This is a genomic window from Foliimonas ilicis (genome assembly GCF_039939195.1).
In the GTDB taxonomy this organism is placed as follows: Bacteria; Pseudomonadota; Alphaproteobacteria; order Rhizobiales; family Rhizobiaceae; genus Foliimonas; species Foliimonas ilicis.
In genome coordinates this window covers 150,881-165,342 of record NZ_JBDUUH010000010.1, presented here as the reverse complement: position 1 = coordinate 165,342, position 14,462 = coordinate 150,881, and the positions used below count along the sequence as shown (strand labels likewise).

The window sequence follows — 14,462 nt, the reverse complement described above, 5'->3', positions numbered from 1 at the left end:
TATTCCATGTCGCTTGACCCGAAGATCGTTTCAACGCTGAAGGGCGTTTCCACCGCAACGCTGACGACGGTGCTTTTAAAGAAGGGATTGCGCAATGTCTGGCTGCGCGGCACCAAGCCTTTGAAGCCAGGGCAGGGGCGCGTGGTCGGCCAGGCTTTCACGCTGCGTTTTGTGCCTGCGCGCGAAGATCTTGCAACGCCGGAAAGCTGGGCGTCGCCTATCTCGACGCGTGCCGCGATCGAGGCGATGCCGGAAGGTTGCATTGCTGTCGCCGGCGCCATGGGGGTGAGCGATGCCGGGATTTTCGGTGACATACTCTGCGCACGTATGGTCAAGCGGGGCGTTGCCGCACTGGTTACGGATGGCGTGATACGCGATGCCGAAGGTGTGCTTGGCACCGGTATGGATGTCTGGTGCAATGGCGTGGCCGCGCCGCCATCGGTGGCGGGACTGACTTTCGTGGGTTGGCAAGAGCCGATCGACTGCGGCGGCGTCGCCGTTTTCCCGGACGACATCGTGGTGGTGGATGAGGATGGCGCTGTATTGATCCCGGCTAAGCTTCTCGATTCAGTTCTGGCCGAAGCGCCGGAACAGGAGCGGATGGAAGCGTGGATCATGACAGAGGTCGATCGTGGCGTGCCGCTGCCGGGTCTTTATCCGATGAATGCCGAAACGAAGGCGCGCTATCAGGCATGGAAGGACTCTCAATGACATTCAGCAGTGCTTCGAAGGGTGTCTATGCGATCGCAACGACGCCTTTCATGCCGGACGGTTCACTGGACTCCCCATCAATAGACAGGCTGACTGATTTTTATCAGGACAGCGGCTGTACCGGCATCACGATCCTTGGAATTATGGGAGAGGCGCCGAAGCTCGAACCAACTGAATCGCGAGCCATAATCAGGCAGGTCGTTTCGCGGGCGAAAGTGCCGGTCATCGTCGGCGTTTCCGCGCCGGGCTTCGCGGCTATGCGGTCACTGGCTCGCGATGCGATGGATATGGGCGCTGCAGGTGTCATGATTGCACCGACGCCGGCGCTGCGGACGGACGAGCAGATCGTCAACTATTTCGCGCAGGCCGTGGAGGCGGTGGGCGAGGATGTGCCGTGGGTTCTGCAGGATTATCCTCTGACGCTTAACGTCGTTATTTCGGCAAGTGTCATCGCGAAGATCATATCCGATCATCCCTCCTGCCTGATGCTGAAGCATGAGGACTGGCCGGGATTGGAAAAAGTATCGAAGTTGCGCGCCATGCAGAAAGCGGGCGAACTGCGGCCGTTCTCGATTCTTTGCGGCAATGGTGCGCTGTTCCTCGATTTCGAGCCGGAGCGGGGGGCCGATGGTGCCATGACCGGCTATGGCTTCCCCGATATGCTGGTGGAACTGATCGGGCTTTTTGAAGCCGGAAAGAGAGACGAGGCTCATGATCTCTTCGACGCGCATCTGCCACTGATACGTTATGAGCAACAACTCGGTATAGGGCTTGCGATTCGCAAACACGTTCTGCTGAGACGCGGCGTGATAAGGTCGGATTTTCAGCGCAAGCCAGCCGGGATGCTCACACCTGTTGCCAGGTCGGAGGTCGATTATCTGCTTTCTCGTATAGCAAGGCACGACAAGCGCGCCGCACTCTAAGCGAAGCTGCTACTTGCCCATCTAAATAGAAGCCCGGAGCGCCCACTCCGGGCTTTCTGCATTTGGTATCTTTCAGGGGGATCACTGGCGCTTTGCCAAAGCTCACATGCCCATGGTGTGCAAAATCCGGAATTATTTCAGCAAAAAAGTAAGGTCGACGAGAAAAAAACGCTTGCAAAAACCTTCAATGGATACTTGGATACAATTATCCAAATGGCAAATCCATTGGATTGGGAGGAAATCATGGGAATCTTTTCGAGCGGGTTTTCCCGCATATGTGCTGTTGCTCCAATTGCAGTTCTACTGGCGGCATCGCCGGTTGCCGCTCAACCATATCCTGAGCGTGAAGTAACGTTGATTGTGCAGGGATCGGCGGGCGGCGGCAGCGATATCATCGCGCGGACAATCGCGAACATCATTCAGCAGGAAAATCTTCTGCCGAACAGAATTCTGGTCGAGAATCGTCCAGGCGGCGGCGGTGCCGTCGGCTATAATTTCGTCGCGCAGCGAAAAGGCGATCCGTATTTCGTTGGCACGATCGGATCGAGCTTCTTTACGACGCCGCTGCTGGGTCAGTCGCCCGTCAGCTACAAGGATTTCACGCCGATTGCCGCGATTGCCGAAGATCCTTACGTCATGACGGTCAAGGCTGAATCGCCTTTCAAGTCGCTCGATGACATCAAGGAAGCAGCTTCAATCAGGATCGGCACGACGGGCGTGGTAACCGATCCGGGCCTTATCGGTGCGCAGCTCCGCGATGCCCTTGGCATCGAAGTGCGCGCTGTGCCCTTTGGTGGCGACGGCGAGGTGCTTGCCGCGCTTCTGGGCGGGCACATCGATGTCCAGTTCGGTAATCCGTCGGAGGTTCTCAGTCAGGTACAGGCGGGGTCGTTGCGTGCGATCGCCGTCAGCTCTGCCGAGAGACTGCCGACATTGCCGGACGTTCCTACTTTCACCGAGCTTGGTCAGGATATCGTGGTGACGCAGCTTCGCGGCATGGTGATGCCGCTCGATGTTCCAAAGGAAGCGGTGGCCTTCTGGGAAGAGATCATGAAAAAAGTGGCCGAAAGCGACGGCTGGAAGAAGGACTATATCGAACGTAACGGTTCGCTGCCGCTGTTCCTCGACAGTGCTGCATTCGCGGCCCGGATGCCGGAACAGAGTGCCATGTATGAAGCCTACATGAAGACCGTTCAGGCCATCAAATGAGCAACGGCGCGCCGCTTCAAGAGCGGCGCCTCTGCATCCCTGGAGGTATCATGCGTATCAATCGTCTGGAGACCGGCTTCGCCGCCCTGCTCTTTGGTTTCGGCCTGTTCATCGTCATCCGCGCAATTCAGTACGGAATATTCGGCCCCGCCGTGACCGGAACAGGTTTTTTCCCTGCACTCAGCGGAGCGCTTCTCGTCGTCTCCTCCGGTGGAATTCTTGGCGGGTTCATTCGAGGCAACCGCACCACCACTGATGTACTGGAGCTGGCGCCGCTGGCACCGGTTGCTGCCATCGTCGCGCTGACAGTCGTTTTTCTGATTGTCGTCGAAAATGTCGGAATGCTCGTGCTTACCCCGATCTATGTGGGCGCGGTTGCCTTCGTGATCGAGCGTCCGCGCAAGACGGCAGGTTGGCTTGTTCTTCTGTCCGTTGCCTTTGGGTTCACCTTCTTCGCCTGGCTGCTTTTTGACTACGCGCTTCGGATTCCTTTGCCCCGTGGTATTTTCTGACTGGAGCTGCAAATATGGAAACTCTAACTCTTCTCGGTCATGGTCTTTCTGTAGCGCTCAGCTATCAGGCATTGCTGGCGACATTGATCGGCGTTCTTCTGGGACTTGCCGTCGGTGTTCTTCCTGCGCTCGGTCCAGCCGCAGCCGTAGCTATATTGCTGCCAGTCGTCATCAAGTTCGAACCTACGGTCGCGATGGCAGGCCTCGCGGGCGTCTATTACGGCGCGATGTATGGTGGTGCCGTCACCTCGATCCTGCTGGGAATTCCGGGCGAAAGCGCATCCATGATGACGACGCTCGACGGATATCCTATGGCGCGCAAGGGAGAGGCCGGCCGAGCATTGGGGATGAGCGTCTTTGCCTCGTTCGTCGGCGGTCTGTTCGCAATTGTCATGTTCACGGCACTTGCTGCACCGTTTGCACGGTTTGCTGTGGAATTCGGGCCTGCCGAAATGACGGCTCTCATGATCATGGCGCTGACCTTCTCCACGGTCTTGGGCGGTGATGACGTTTGGAAAAGCTTTGCGGCGCTCGCCATCGGCCTTTGGCTGGGAATGATCGGCCTCGACATGGTAACGGGTGCGCCCCGCTTTACCTTCGACAGTTTTGCAATGATGGACGGTATCGAATTTTCCGTCGTCGCGATCGGGCTCTATGGGCTCGGGGAGATTTTTGCAGCCATCGGAGAACGCCAGCAAAAAGGTAATTTCGTCCCGACCTATACGTTCAGGTCTCTGTTCCCCCGGCTCTACGACATGATCGTGTGTTGGAAGGATCTCTTGCTGGGCTCGGTGATCGGGTTTGTTATCGGTGTTCTGCCAGGGGCAGGGGCAACGGCGGCAACGATCTTTTCCTACGCCGCATCCAAGAAGCTTTCAAAGGAGCCGGAGAAATTCGGGAAGGGAGCGATCGAAGGCGTGGCCTCGCCGGAGGCAGCCAACAACGCGGCTTCCTATGCCGCGATGATCCCGCTGTTCACCTTGGGCATCCCCGGTTCCGGCACCACGGCGGTCATGCTCGGCGGCCTTTTGATGCTCGGGCTGCAGCCAGGTCCGCTGCTGTTTCAGGAACATGCCGACTTCATCTGGCCGGTTATCGGAACCTTCTATACCGGGAATCTCATGCTCGTCATCCTGACGATCGTGCTGACCCCTGTCCTTGCGACGATCGTCTACGTGCCTATGGCGGTGTTGTTTCCCATAGTTTCGGGCATCGTTCTGTATGGCGTCTACTCCATTAATTACAGCATCTTCGACATTTGGGTTGCGCTGACATTTGGCGTGCTTGGGTTCGTTTTCGCAAAGCTTAAATATCCGGCAGTGCCTACAGTTCTGGGCCTCGTTTTGGGGCCAATTCTCGAACAGGGCGTACGCCGCGCGCTGATAGCGTCGGATGGCAATCCGATGATTTTCATCGAAAGGCCAATTGCACTGTTCCTGCTGCTGGCTACCGCATCACTTGTGTTTCTGCCGCTCTTCAACAAGCTGGTATTGAATCGCTTGCGTCCCGGCGCGCCCAAACCTCTTTGAAGAAAGTCGTTCGATGACATCAGAAAATACCAGATCGTCCGTTCCTGATTGGGTGTTCAATCAGTTGGTGCGCCGGATCGTAACGGGCGAGCTTCCGGCCGGAAGCAGGATAACGGAAGAGCAGCTTGCCGCCGACCTTGGCGTCAGCCGCACACCGCTGCGTTCCGCCCTCCAAAGACTGGAGACAGCACGGCTCGTAACAAAGAGCCGCAATCGCTCGATCTATGTTTCGCCTTTGCGCTTCGACGAAATTGAAGAGCTGACGGCGATCCGCCAGAGATTGGAAGGCCTTGTAGCGGCGCGCGCCGCGGAACGCGTGGCAAAGGGAGAAATCGACACGCGGCGTGCCCGGCTTATTGCCGCTCAACTTGATCCGCGGGGTCTGGTCAGTCCGGAGGATATTCATTCTCTTGGTCTCAATTTTCATATGGAGATCGCACAGTTAAGCGGTCTTGAGCATGTGCAGGCAATCTTGCGCGATCTCTATCTCGCAATGGACCGCTATCGCTACATGCTGGCCGAAATCGCCGAGCGCGCCGAGCAACGCGTAGCCGAACACCTCGCAATTCTCGATGCCATCGAATCCGGTGATCCGGTCCGCGCAGAAGCTGCGATGACTGACCACAATCGCAGTGCGCTTGAACTCTATCGCCAGCACCTCGCGACCGTCTTGCACGTGTCCGCCGGTTCGGCCTGACATCATTTTTAGGGAGATTGAACTGTAATGAAGATTGCCCGGATCGAAGCCCATTTTGTCGCAAACATTCCGATCACCCCGCCACCATTCCGGGACCTGCCAAATGTAGAGCAAACGATCCTGATCGAAATCGAGACGGATGACGGGATCGTCGGATGGGGGATGGGCGGTTACCTGCATCCATCGACCACGACTTTCATCAATCGGTACTTGGCGCCTGAGCTGATCGGCGAGGACCCGATCTGCATCGAGAAAATCGCCTACAAGCTCTGGAAGAAATTCATCTTCGCCCAGCGCGACCTCGGTCGCAGTATGGTGGCCGCTGTGTCCGCCGTCGATATCGCCTTGTGGGATATCAAAGGGCAGGCTTGCGGACAGTCGGTTCACAGGCTTCTGGGTGGCGCGTTCGAAAAGATTCCGGTCTACATCACCCACGGCGCTGCTTATGGAGGGGCTCCGGTCTACAGTCGTGAGGAACTGGCGGCGGAGGCCGCGCATCTTGTCAGCCTTGGCAACAACTATCTGAAGAATACGGTTGGCCGTCAGGAAATCCCGGACCCGGATGACGATTACCATCGCATGGCAGCGATGCGCGAAGCTGTTGGTCCCAATGTGAAACTGGCAATGGACGCCAACGCACGGATGAACGCTGTTCAGTGCAAGCGGCTTTGCGAAATGGTCGAAGAACTCGACATCAGTCTTTTCGAAGAGCCTGCCATCGATAACGATCCGCGGATCATGCAGGATCTCAAAGCGCACACGATCATACCGATCGGCGCTGCGGAAAATCACAAATATTCGATGCGTGATCTTCTGATTGCCGATTGCATCGACGTGGTGCAACCCAATGTAAACAACGATGGCGGCTATACGGGCGCCCTTCGCATCGCGGCGCTTGCGAAAGCTTTCAACAAGCCGATAGGCCACGGCAATGGCGCTGGCCCGCACAATGTAGCCCTTCAGGCAGGGCTGATGAACGGAACAATCGTCGAATATCATTTCCACAAATGGATGGCTTACAATGCCATATTCGAGGAAGTGCCGCAGCCGATAGACGGTTTTCTCGCGCCGTCCTCGAAACCCGGCACCGGACTTAAACCGAAAGATGGGCTGATCGCCGAGTTCAAAGTCAATATCTAGGTATGGCTATGGTTGCGTGCCTGTGAGTCTATGGCCTAATATTCAGCCATGAACACGATCCAGGATATCGTCCGGCCGCTCGGATTGATGGCCGGTCTTCTGGGACGCTTCTGGCCTCAGCTCTTGCTCATAGGCTGCGTCGGATACATCGCGCGCGATCTGCTCTTGATCGCGGCGGTCACCGTAGGATTGCAACATCCACTTGGAGGCATGGTCGTGCTTTCGCTGGTGGTGCTGTCGAAACTGCTGGTTGTCGTGATGATGTTCGCAGCGCTTCGTTCTGGCTTGCCAGCGCTGGCTTCTTTACGTCATGAAGCGCCCGGTTCCACGACAGGCGGCGGCTGGCGCAGGGATGGCGACCGGATGCTTGCCGTTACGGCGGCGGTGATCCTGCCCTTTTTCGCCTACTACGCGGCGTGGGGTTTTCTCGGTGATACGGTGCGGGAATATTCACGCCTGGCGCTTGACCGCGTGCAACTGGGCGAGAGACTTCAAATATTCGAACTCCTGAATTCACGCGGCCTGGTTGCTTCCATTCTTCTCTGCTGGGCTGTTCGCTGGATCGCCAAACGTATGAACGACCGTTCGCACGGGCCTGGCTGGCGATTTTTGATCGTGGCGGCGGATACAAGTTGGATCTTCATCGGCCTTTACGCACTCAGTGCGTGGAAGGACGAATTGATTGTCTGGCTCGGGGAGACTTTGTTCACTGGCGATATCGATGCCGGAATAGGCGCGTCACTGTCGATGGCGGCTTTTGCGGCAGAAGGCTTCATTCCTGTCGAGTTCCGTCAGCCAGAACTGTTCGGGCAGGTGCAGAGATTCTTCTTCTATGCGCTGCTGCCTCTCGTGTGGCTGGTCATCGCTGCGATCATCAATGGCTACGAGCTGTCGGCGACGTCTGCACGCGGACCCGCGATGACCTCAGGCGCGGTGACCTGGCGGAAATGGTTGCGTGATTTCATCGCACATTTCCTGGGCGGTTATCGTGCCCGCTACAGGCCCGTCTGGGACTGCCTCACGCTGACGCTCGGCACCGGGCTTGCGACATTGCTTACTTTTGTCGTCGTCTACCGTGCGCTCAACTGGCTGAGCGCCTGGCTTTGGTATGGCACTACCCGCCTGCTCGGTCCTTACGATCTCACGACCTGGCAAGCGATCGCTGGGATTTTGGATATCCTTATCGGCAGTCCAAGCGATCTGGATGGCGGCCTTCTTTTCGGCGCCGTACGCATTGCGCTGCTGGCGGCGATTCTCGAATATGCGGTGGCCATGAGGACTTCGCGAAAAGCGCGCGAACAGGAAAACGCGCCAGCTACCTGAACAGCAGGTACTTTGGGAGTGTTCCTTGAAAAGTCGCTGATAGCGAAAGCTCCTTGGCGTCTTCCGGCACGACAAAGCTCTCGGCCATCCTCACGGTATTCCTGTCGGTGTTCTCGAAACTACCGCAGCGAGGCTTGTCCGCTGCTTCCGGTTTCGTTCTGCGTACCACCTGTTCCGTGAGGAACAACGGCTCCCAACGCCGGTCCTGATTATCGACGAGACCGACTTCGCAGATGCCGACGCTTTGCAACTGCGCCGGGTCATCGACTGTTGCTTCGAACTCAGCAAGGATCACGGCCGTGCCGGGGATTCCGCCGGGCAGGCGCGTCAGCGCTGTAAGCCGCCAGTTTGCTCCGGCGAAATTTTGTGCGGCGCCTCTTTCGACAACTATGGGTTCGTGCGTGCTTTGTCGCCACCATTCCAGAAGATTGCCACCGGAATGTATTAGGATCGCCGACGGCAGGATGATTATCAATGCTGCCAGACTGAGCCAATAACGTCTACGCTCGCCTGAAAAAGCGATTGCCGCCATCATTCTGCCTCCAGCACCCATGGCAGCACCCGATTGCCTCTGCCCAGCGCGATGGCAGGCCGAATATCGTCCGCCTGTATATCCGTCATCTCGATCCGGGCTTCGTCGCCGAGTGGCGTCAGGGCAGAACGTGCGATCAGCAGTTTTCCGTCGATGAGCTGGCTCTCCGGGATTTCGAATGCCATCAGAACCGGCCTGGGAATACCAGGCTCCAATCGCTCCGTTCCCAGCATGCCCGGTATGGTGTGCAAGCGTTGGCTAAGTGCATATCGTATGCCGTTATGTCCCAACCATTGGGCGGAGGTCAGGCTGAGGCTCTCAAACTTTGCGACCGCAGCACCCTCAACGATTACCCATACGCCGGAGGTCGTGTGCGTGTGGTTGCGACCGAAAGATGTCGTGACGATCGACCGTGTTAAATGAACTTTGGCGATTCCGATGGTGAAGGAACTCGTATCTACTTTTGTACCGCGTTTGCCCGGAATCGGAACGGGCGCGGTGATCTCACTATAGAGAGGCGTCGTGATTTGCATTGCATAGAGCAGAGCTGCGGTAATGATGAGCCCGGCAAGTCTCTTCATACTGCTCATCTGACAGCCTCCCCTACCTCCCGGGAGACGACGATCTCTACCGCTGCAACCGGATCACGATCGAACCAGCCCGACGCGCCATACAGATTGTCACGACGCTTGTAGAGCTGACCGCCAACCAGAAACCGCAATTCGCGCGGCGGATCGAGATCGGATGGCCACTCCCATGCGGCGATCATGCGCTCCGGCATGTCCGGGTTAAGGCCGCTTCCGATCGATCCATCCCGCGCCAGATAGACCGTCGGGTTTCCGGAATCGGGGATCGGCGGATCGATGGAGAGAAATTTCGGGAACACATTGCTGGTCGCAGCCGATTGGTTGTTGAGATCGAATTCGACGGTAATGAATGTCTTCGGCTCACGAGTTGCGATACCTGTGGGTAAGGTGTTTCCAGCCCGTGCGCCATGAACCGTGACGATCCAGCGACCGGTGTCTATCGGCTCGCCGGCCGCAATGACGGGAACGGTTTCAGGGTTGGCTGCTTCGTAAACAGCCATGACAAAGGAAAGCGCCAAGGCGGCTGTAGCGCCAATACCGGCAATGGCAAGAGCGAAGAAGCGCTGTCGCAATGTGGTTTGTCGAGCGTCGGTCATGAGTCCTGTATGCTCCGGCATCACACAATAACGTAAGCTGAATTCAACGCCTGATTGTTGCAGTCAAATTTTGTTATAGTGTGAAACACGCGCTGAGACGTCGCTGCGAACCTGTCCCGATGCGGCGATTCATGAAATTGATTGAATACGGGTTGTCACTTTAAACAGGCACCTGTCCGGTGGTCCTTGGGAGGGGAAGCTCGCAATATGAAATCCGTCTCGCGCCGTTACTGGATCATTCTTGGTGTCGTTGCGGCGACGCTTTCGGGAGCGATTGCTTATTTCGGCACGAGCCACATGACGGCGATCTATATGGAACAGGCGGCGGGACGGGGCGACAATACGCTCGGTCTGGCGGTTTCGGCTTTGCGCGGCCAGCTTGCGCGTTATGAAAACCTACCGGAGCTGATCGCCGATCATGAGCAGATCAAAGATCTCGTCAGCAATCCCGGCGATCAGACACGCGTCGACGCTGCCAACCAGTATTTGAAGTGGATAAACGTGCTTCTGAAATCCTCCGACATCTACATCATGACGCCGGACGGAAACACGATCGCCGCTTCCAACTTCGATGAGAAGACGCCTTTCATCGGCGAGAATTTCAGCTACAGGCCATATTTTCAGGATGCGATCACCGGCGGCGAGGGGCGCTTTTTCGCGCTTGGCACCACCTCCTTCAAGCGCGGCTATTATTTTAGCGCCCCGATCCGGACAAGTGCCGGCATTTCGGGTGTGGTAGCTTTCAAGGTCGATGTCGATGCCATTGAACAGACATGGCACGGGACGGATTACGAGATACTCGTGACCGATCCTGAAGGCATCGTTTTCATGTCGGGCCGAGCGGATTGGCTGTTCACCAGTGTCGAGCCGCTGACGGAAGATCGCTTGGCAAGAACAGCCGAAACGCGGCGCTATGCCGAAACCGAACTTCGCGAGCTGCCCGTCAAGCTGACCGTTACGGCGGAGCGCTACGATTTGCTCGCGATCCAGAATGGGGGAGACAACGCGGAGTATCTGACCGTTGTGGAACCGATGCCGGAGGCAGGTTGGACGGTGAGGGTTCTGCTCGACACCGCGTCGGCACGCTCACAGGCGATGATGACCATTGTCGCTCTGCTTTTGCTCGTCGGGCTGGCTGCGATGGCCACTGCTGTTTATCTGCAAAGCAGAGCGCGACTGGCGGCACAGCGCGAGGCGAAGGAACAGCTCGAGCGACGGGTCGTAGAGCGGACGGCGGATCTCGCCGCCGTCAACCAGCGACTGGGACAGGAAGTCGAGGAACGCCGCGCAACGGAACGTCAATTGCGCAAGACACAGGCCGATCTGGTGCAGGCAGGCAAGCTCGCGGCGCTGGGGCAGATGTCGGCGGCATTGTCTCACGAGTTCAATCAGCCGCTGGCCACCGTCCGTGCGCATGCGGACAATGCGGCAGTTCTGATCGAGCGCGGCCGTATCGCAGATGCGGGCGTCTATATCGGACGGATAACCGGACTGGTCGAACGCATGGCATCGATCAGCCGCCATCTGCGTAATTTCGCTCGCAAGCCCAACGCAAAACTGCAGGCGGTGCGGCTCGATGAAATCGTGCGGGATATGCAGGAGATCGTCGGGGTTCGGCTGCTGGCAGCGGATGTGGAATTGACGGTCGATCTCGGCACCGAACCTATCTGGCTGATGGCCGGTCCGGTGCGCTTGCAGCAGGTTCTGGTCAATATTGTCGCGAATGCAGCAGACGCCGTCGAGGGCCAGGCCGAGCGTTTCATCGGCATTAGCGGGCGAAGAGAGGGGGAACACGTGATAATTGCCGTACGCGACAATGGACCAGGTATACCGAAGGCGATCGCGGCGCGAATATTCGACCCTTTCTTCACCACCAAAGGCATCGGTAAGGGCTTGGGCTTGGGCCTGTCGATCTCCTATAACATCATCAAGGATTTCGATGGCAGCCTGACGGTTTCCAACCTTGCCGAGGGTGGTGCGGAATTCCTGATCGAGCTGAATGCTGCCGCTAAAGATGCGGTGATAAAAGATGTGAACTTGGAAACGACGTCATGAGCCCGGGCGAAATTCTGCTGATCGACGACGAGGAGGAAATGCGCGAGGCGACCGCGCTTGGGCTCGATCTTGCCGGTTATCGGGTTCGCCAGTTCACCGGCGCGGAACGTGCGCTTGATCTGGTAGGCTTCGGATTCAATGGCATCGTCATTACCGATATACGCATGCCGGGAATGGACGGCGTGACGCTGATGTCGCGCATTCATGAGCTGGATGCCGACATTCCCGTCATCCTGATTACCGGCCATGGCGACGTACAGCTCGCGGTGAGAACCATGCGCGAAGGTGCATATGATTTCATCGAGAAGCCATTCTCGGTCAGCCATGTAGCCGACATTGCGGCAAGGGCACTGGATCGGCGGCAACTTGTTCTGGAGAACCGGCTGCTTCGCGCGGCGGCGGGTCAGCGCGACGATCTCGAACAACGCCTCATCGGCCGAACCGGCGCGATGATCGATTTGCGCTACCGCGTCCGCGCTGTGGGACCGACAGATGCGGACGTTCTGATCGTTGGCGAAACCGGGACCGGCAAGGAGGTGACGGCGCGCGCGCTTCACGATCTCAGCACTCGCGCCGACAAGCCATTCATCGCGATCAACTGCGCGGCATTGCCCAGCAATCTGATTGAAAGCGAGCTTTTCGGGCATGAGGCCGGAGCGTTTCCCGGCGCTATGCGCGCGCGTTTTGGAAAGTTCGAACTGGCGCAGGGCGGCACCATCCTGCTGGACGAGATCGGTACCATGCCGCTGGATGTTCAGGCCAAATTGCTACGGGTCATTCAGGAACGAACGATCACCAGGCTGGGCTCCAACGAAGCTTATCCACTCGATGTGCGGTTCATGGCCACCAGCAAGGTCAATCTGGAAGATGAGGTGGCCGCCGGTCGCTTCCGGGCCGATCTGCTTTATCGGCTGAATGTCGTGACCCTCAACGTTCTGCCGCTGTCTGCCCGGCGCGAGGATATCCCGCTTCTGTTTTTGAAGCTGGTGAACGAGGCCGCGGTGCGTCACCGCCGCGAGCCCGTTCCGGTGCCGCCGCAGGTGATTTCGGCTATCGCGGAACGCGACTGGCCCGGCAATGTGCGCGAATTGCGCAATGCGGCGGATCGTTTCGGGCTTGGTCTGGGATTACAGTTCGATGATGCGCGTACGACTTCACCGCAGCCGACGCGCCTTGCCGAGCGCGTCGCTGAATTCGAAAAAAGAGTGATCGTCAACGAACTTGCCGCGCAGCGCGGAAGCCTTAAACCAGTCTATGAGTCGCTGGGGCTGTCGCGGAAATCGCTCTACGAAAAAATGCAGAAATACGGATTGGACCGTCAGCATTTCGCCCTCGCCGATGACGACTGAGCAAGCGGATGGGTGGATTTCCACCCGCGCTTACAAGCTTATGTTACCGAATCCACCCATCCAGCGACCTGAAACTCGATCAATCCCAAAACAATCGACCTGGCCCGGGTTGCATCTTCCTCTGACCGGCTGCCTGACTGCGCGCGTCATGTCGGTTTTGGGAGGAACCCGGCTTTGCGGTTTCGCCGCGCGTCTTCTCCTCCCGATACCAGAACCTGACGCAAGCCCCGGCCTCAAACCGGGCGGTAATGAATATTTTTCGGGAGGAACAGCATATGAAAAAGACAATGATTATGGCGGCTGCATTCGCGGCCATGGTAGGCACGGCGTCGGCGCAATCCTACCCGACACAGCCCATCACCATCATCGTTCCTTTTACCGCAGGCGGCCCGACCGACACTGTGACGCGCCTTGTCGCGCAGGCCATGAGCAAGGATCTCGGCCAGCAGATCGTGGTCGAAAATGTCGGTGGTGCTGGCGGCACGCTCGGCGCGGGACGCGTCGCGAAGGCTGACAAGGACGGTTACACCCTGCTGCTGCATCATATCGGCATGGCGACATCTGCGACGCTCTATCGCCAGCTTCCCTACAATCCGTTGGAGGATTTTTCCTATGTCGGCCTGGTAACGGAAGTGCCGATGGCGATCGTCGGGCGCGCTGATCTGGAAGTCGATACGTTCCAGGATTTGCTGGCCTATGTTCGCGAAAATGGCGAAGATGTCATGTATGCCAATGCCGGTATCGGCGCGGCTTCGCATCTGTGCGGTCTACTTTTCATGAATGCGCTGCAAACGCAGATGACGACCATTCCCTATCAGGGAACCGGCCCGGCGATGACGGATCTGATGGGCGGGCAGGTCGATCTTCTCTGCGACCAGACGACCAATACGACCAACCAGATCCGCGACGGCTCGGTGAAAGCCTATGCCGTGACCGTGCCTGAGCGTATCGCGAGCCTGCCCGATCTGCCCACGGCTTCGGAAGCCGGTCTGAACGATTTCAACGTCAGCATCTGGCATGGACTTTATGCGCCTTCCGGAACACCGGACGAAGTGGTCGAGCGGCTGAGCCAGTCATTGCAGGTGGCACTGAAGGACGAGATGGTTGCCGAACGCTTTGCCGATCTGGGCACGGCACCTTCTCCGAGTGAGGATGCAACGCCTGCGGCGCTGAAGGCAAAGGTCGAAGGCGAGATCGCGCTCTGGCGTCCGATCATTGAGGAAGCAGGCGTCTACGCCAACTGACGAACAGTCACACCTGCCGCCTACGTCAAAGGATGCGGGCGGCATCGTCGTTGAT

General features: G+C 57.8%; 14 protein-coding genes. 11 read left to right on the top strand and 3 right to left on the bottom strand.

Annotated elements, in window-relative coordinates:
• Window positions 1–6: 6 nt before the first annotated feature.
• The 8 genes from ABFT80_RS20395 to ABFT80_RS20360 all read left to right on the top strand — a co-directional run bounded on the left by ABFT80_RS20395 (window position 7) and on the right by ABFT80_RS20360 (window position 8,044).
• Window positions 7–711: a ribonuclease activity regulator RraA gene (locus tag ABFT80_RS20395; RefSeq protein WP_347973785.1), complete on the top strand. Its 705-nt coding sequence runs from the start codon at window positions 7–9 to the stop codon at window positions 709–711.
• Window positions 708–1,634, top strand: a complete 927-nt coding sequence (locus ABFT80_RS20390) for a dihydrodipicolinate synthase family protein (protein WP_347973784.1) — start codon at window positions 708–710, stop codon at window positions 1,632–1,634. Before ABFT80_RS20395 ends, ABFT80_RS20390 begins: the two co-directional genes overlap by 4 nt.
• A gap of 243 nt (window positions 1,635–1,877) precedes the next feature.
• On the top strand, window positions 1,878–2,843 hold the full coding sequence (locus ABFT80_RS20385; RefSeq protein WP_347973783.1) for a Bug family tripartite tricarboxylate transporter substrate binding protein: 966 nt from the start codon (window positions 1,878–1,880) through the stop codon (window positions 2,841–2,843).
• Window positions 2,844–2,893: 50 nt separating this feature from the next.
• Complete coding sequence (locus ABFT80_RS20380) at window positions 2,894–3,355, top strand: tripartite tricarboxylate transporter TctB family protein (protein WP_347973782.1); 462 nt, start codon at window positions 2,894–2,896, stop codon at window positions 3,353–3,355.
• A 14-nt stretch (window positions 3,356–3,369) separates the two neighbouring features.
• A complete protein-coding gene (locus ABFT80_RS20375; RefSeq protein ID WP_347973781.1) occupies window positions 3,370–4,884 on the top strand; it encodes a tripartite tricarboxylate transporter permease in 1,515 nt (504 codons plus the stop codon).
• 13 nt (window positions 4,885–4,897) lie between these two features.
• The gene (locus ABFT80_RS20370) at window positions 4,898–5,581 is read left to right on the top strand and encodes a GntR family transcriptional regulator (protein ID WP_347973780.1); all 684 of its coding nucleotides are present in this window, start codon (window positions 4,898–4,900) and stop codon (window positions 5,579–5,581) included.
• A gap of 27 nt (window positions 5,582–5,608) precedes the next feature.
• Window positions 5,609–6,721 (top strand): mandelate racemase/muconate lactonizing enzyme family protein, encoded by a 1,113-nt coding sequence (locus ABFT80_RS20365; RefSeq protein WP_347973779.1) that lies wholly within the window; start codon window positions 5,609–5,611, stop codon window positions 6,719–6,721.
• Between the two features lie 48 nt (window positions 6,722–6,769).
• Window positions 6,770–8,044, top strand: a complete 1,275-nt coding sequence (locus ABFT80_RS20360; RefSeq protein ID WP_347973778.1) for a hypothetical protein — start codon at window positions 6,770–6,772, stop codon at window positions 8,042–8,044.
• On the opposite strand, the gene ABFT80_RS20355 is transcribed toward ABFT80_RS20360, so the two are convergent.
• Genes ABFT80_RS20355 through ABFT80_RS20345 form a run of 3 tightly spaced genes read right to left on the bottom strand, consistent with a single transcriptional unit; the run spans window position 8,037 to window position 9,759 of the window.
• Window positions 8,037–8,579 (bottom strand): hypothetical protein, encoded by a 543-nt coding sequence (locus tag ABFT80_RS20355; RefSeq protein ID WP_347973777.1) that lies wholly within the window; start codon window positions 8,577–8,579, stop codon window positions 8,037–8,039. The genes ABFT80_RS20360 and ABFT80_RS20355 overlap by 8 nt on opposite strands.
• A complete protein-coding gene (locus tag ABFT80_RS20350) occupies window positions 8,576–9,166 on the bottom strand; it encodes a hypothetical protein (protein WP_347973776.1) in 591 nt (196 codons plus the stop codon). The genes ABFT80_RS20355 and ABFT80_RS20350 overlap by 4 nt, the downstream gene beginning before the upstream one ends.
• Complete coding sequence (locus tag ABFT80_RS20345; protein WP_347973775.1) at window positions 9,163–9,759, bottom strand: hypothetical protein; 597 nt, start codon at window positions 9,757–9,759, stop codon at window positions 9,163–9,165. Before ABFT80_RS20345 ends, ABFT80_RS20350 begins: the two co-directional genes overlap by 4 nt.
• Before the next feature lie 207 nt (window positions 9,760–9,966).
• On the opposite strand from ABFT80_RS20345, the gene ABFT80_RS20340 reads away from it, so the two are divergent.
• From ABFT80_RS20340 to ABFT80_RS20330, 3 genes are all read left to right on the top strand, one after another.
• On the top strand, window positions 9,967–11,814 hold the full coding sequence (locus ABFT80_RS20340) for a sensor histidine kinase (protein WP_347973774.1): 1,848 nt from the start codon (window positions 9,967–9,969) through the stop codon (window positions 11,812–11,814).
• A complete protein-coding gene (locus tag ABFT80_RS20335) occupies window positions 11,811–13,163 on the top strand; it encodes a sigma-54-dependent transcriptional regulator (protein ID WP_347973773.1) in 1,353 nt (450 codons plus the stop codon). The genes ABFT80_RS20340 and ABFT80_RS20335 overlap by 4 nt, the downstream gene beginning before the upstream one ends.
• Window positions 13,164–13,438: 275 nt before the next feature.
• On the top strand, window positions 13,439–14,407 hold the full coding sequence (locus tag ABFT80_RS20330) for a tripartite tricarboxylate transporter substrate-binding protein (protein WP_347973772.1): 969 nt from the start codon (window positions 13,439–13,441) through the stop codon (window positions 14,405–14,407).
• Window positions 14,408–14,462 lie beyond the last annotated feature (55 nt).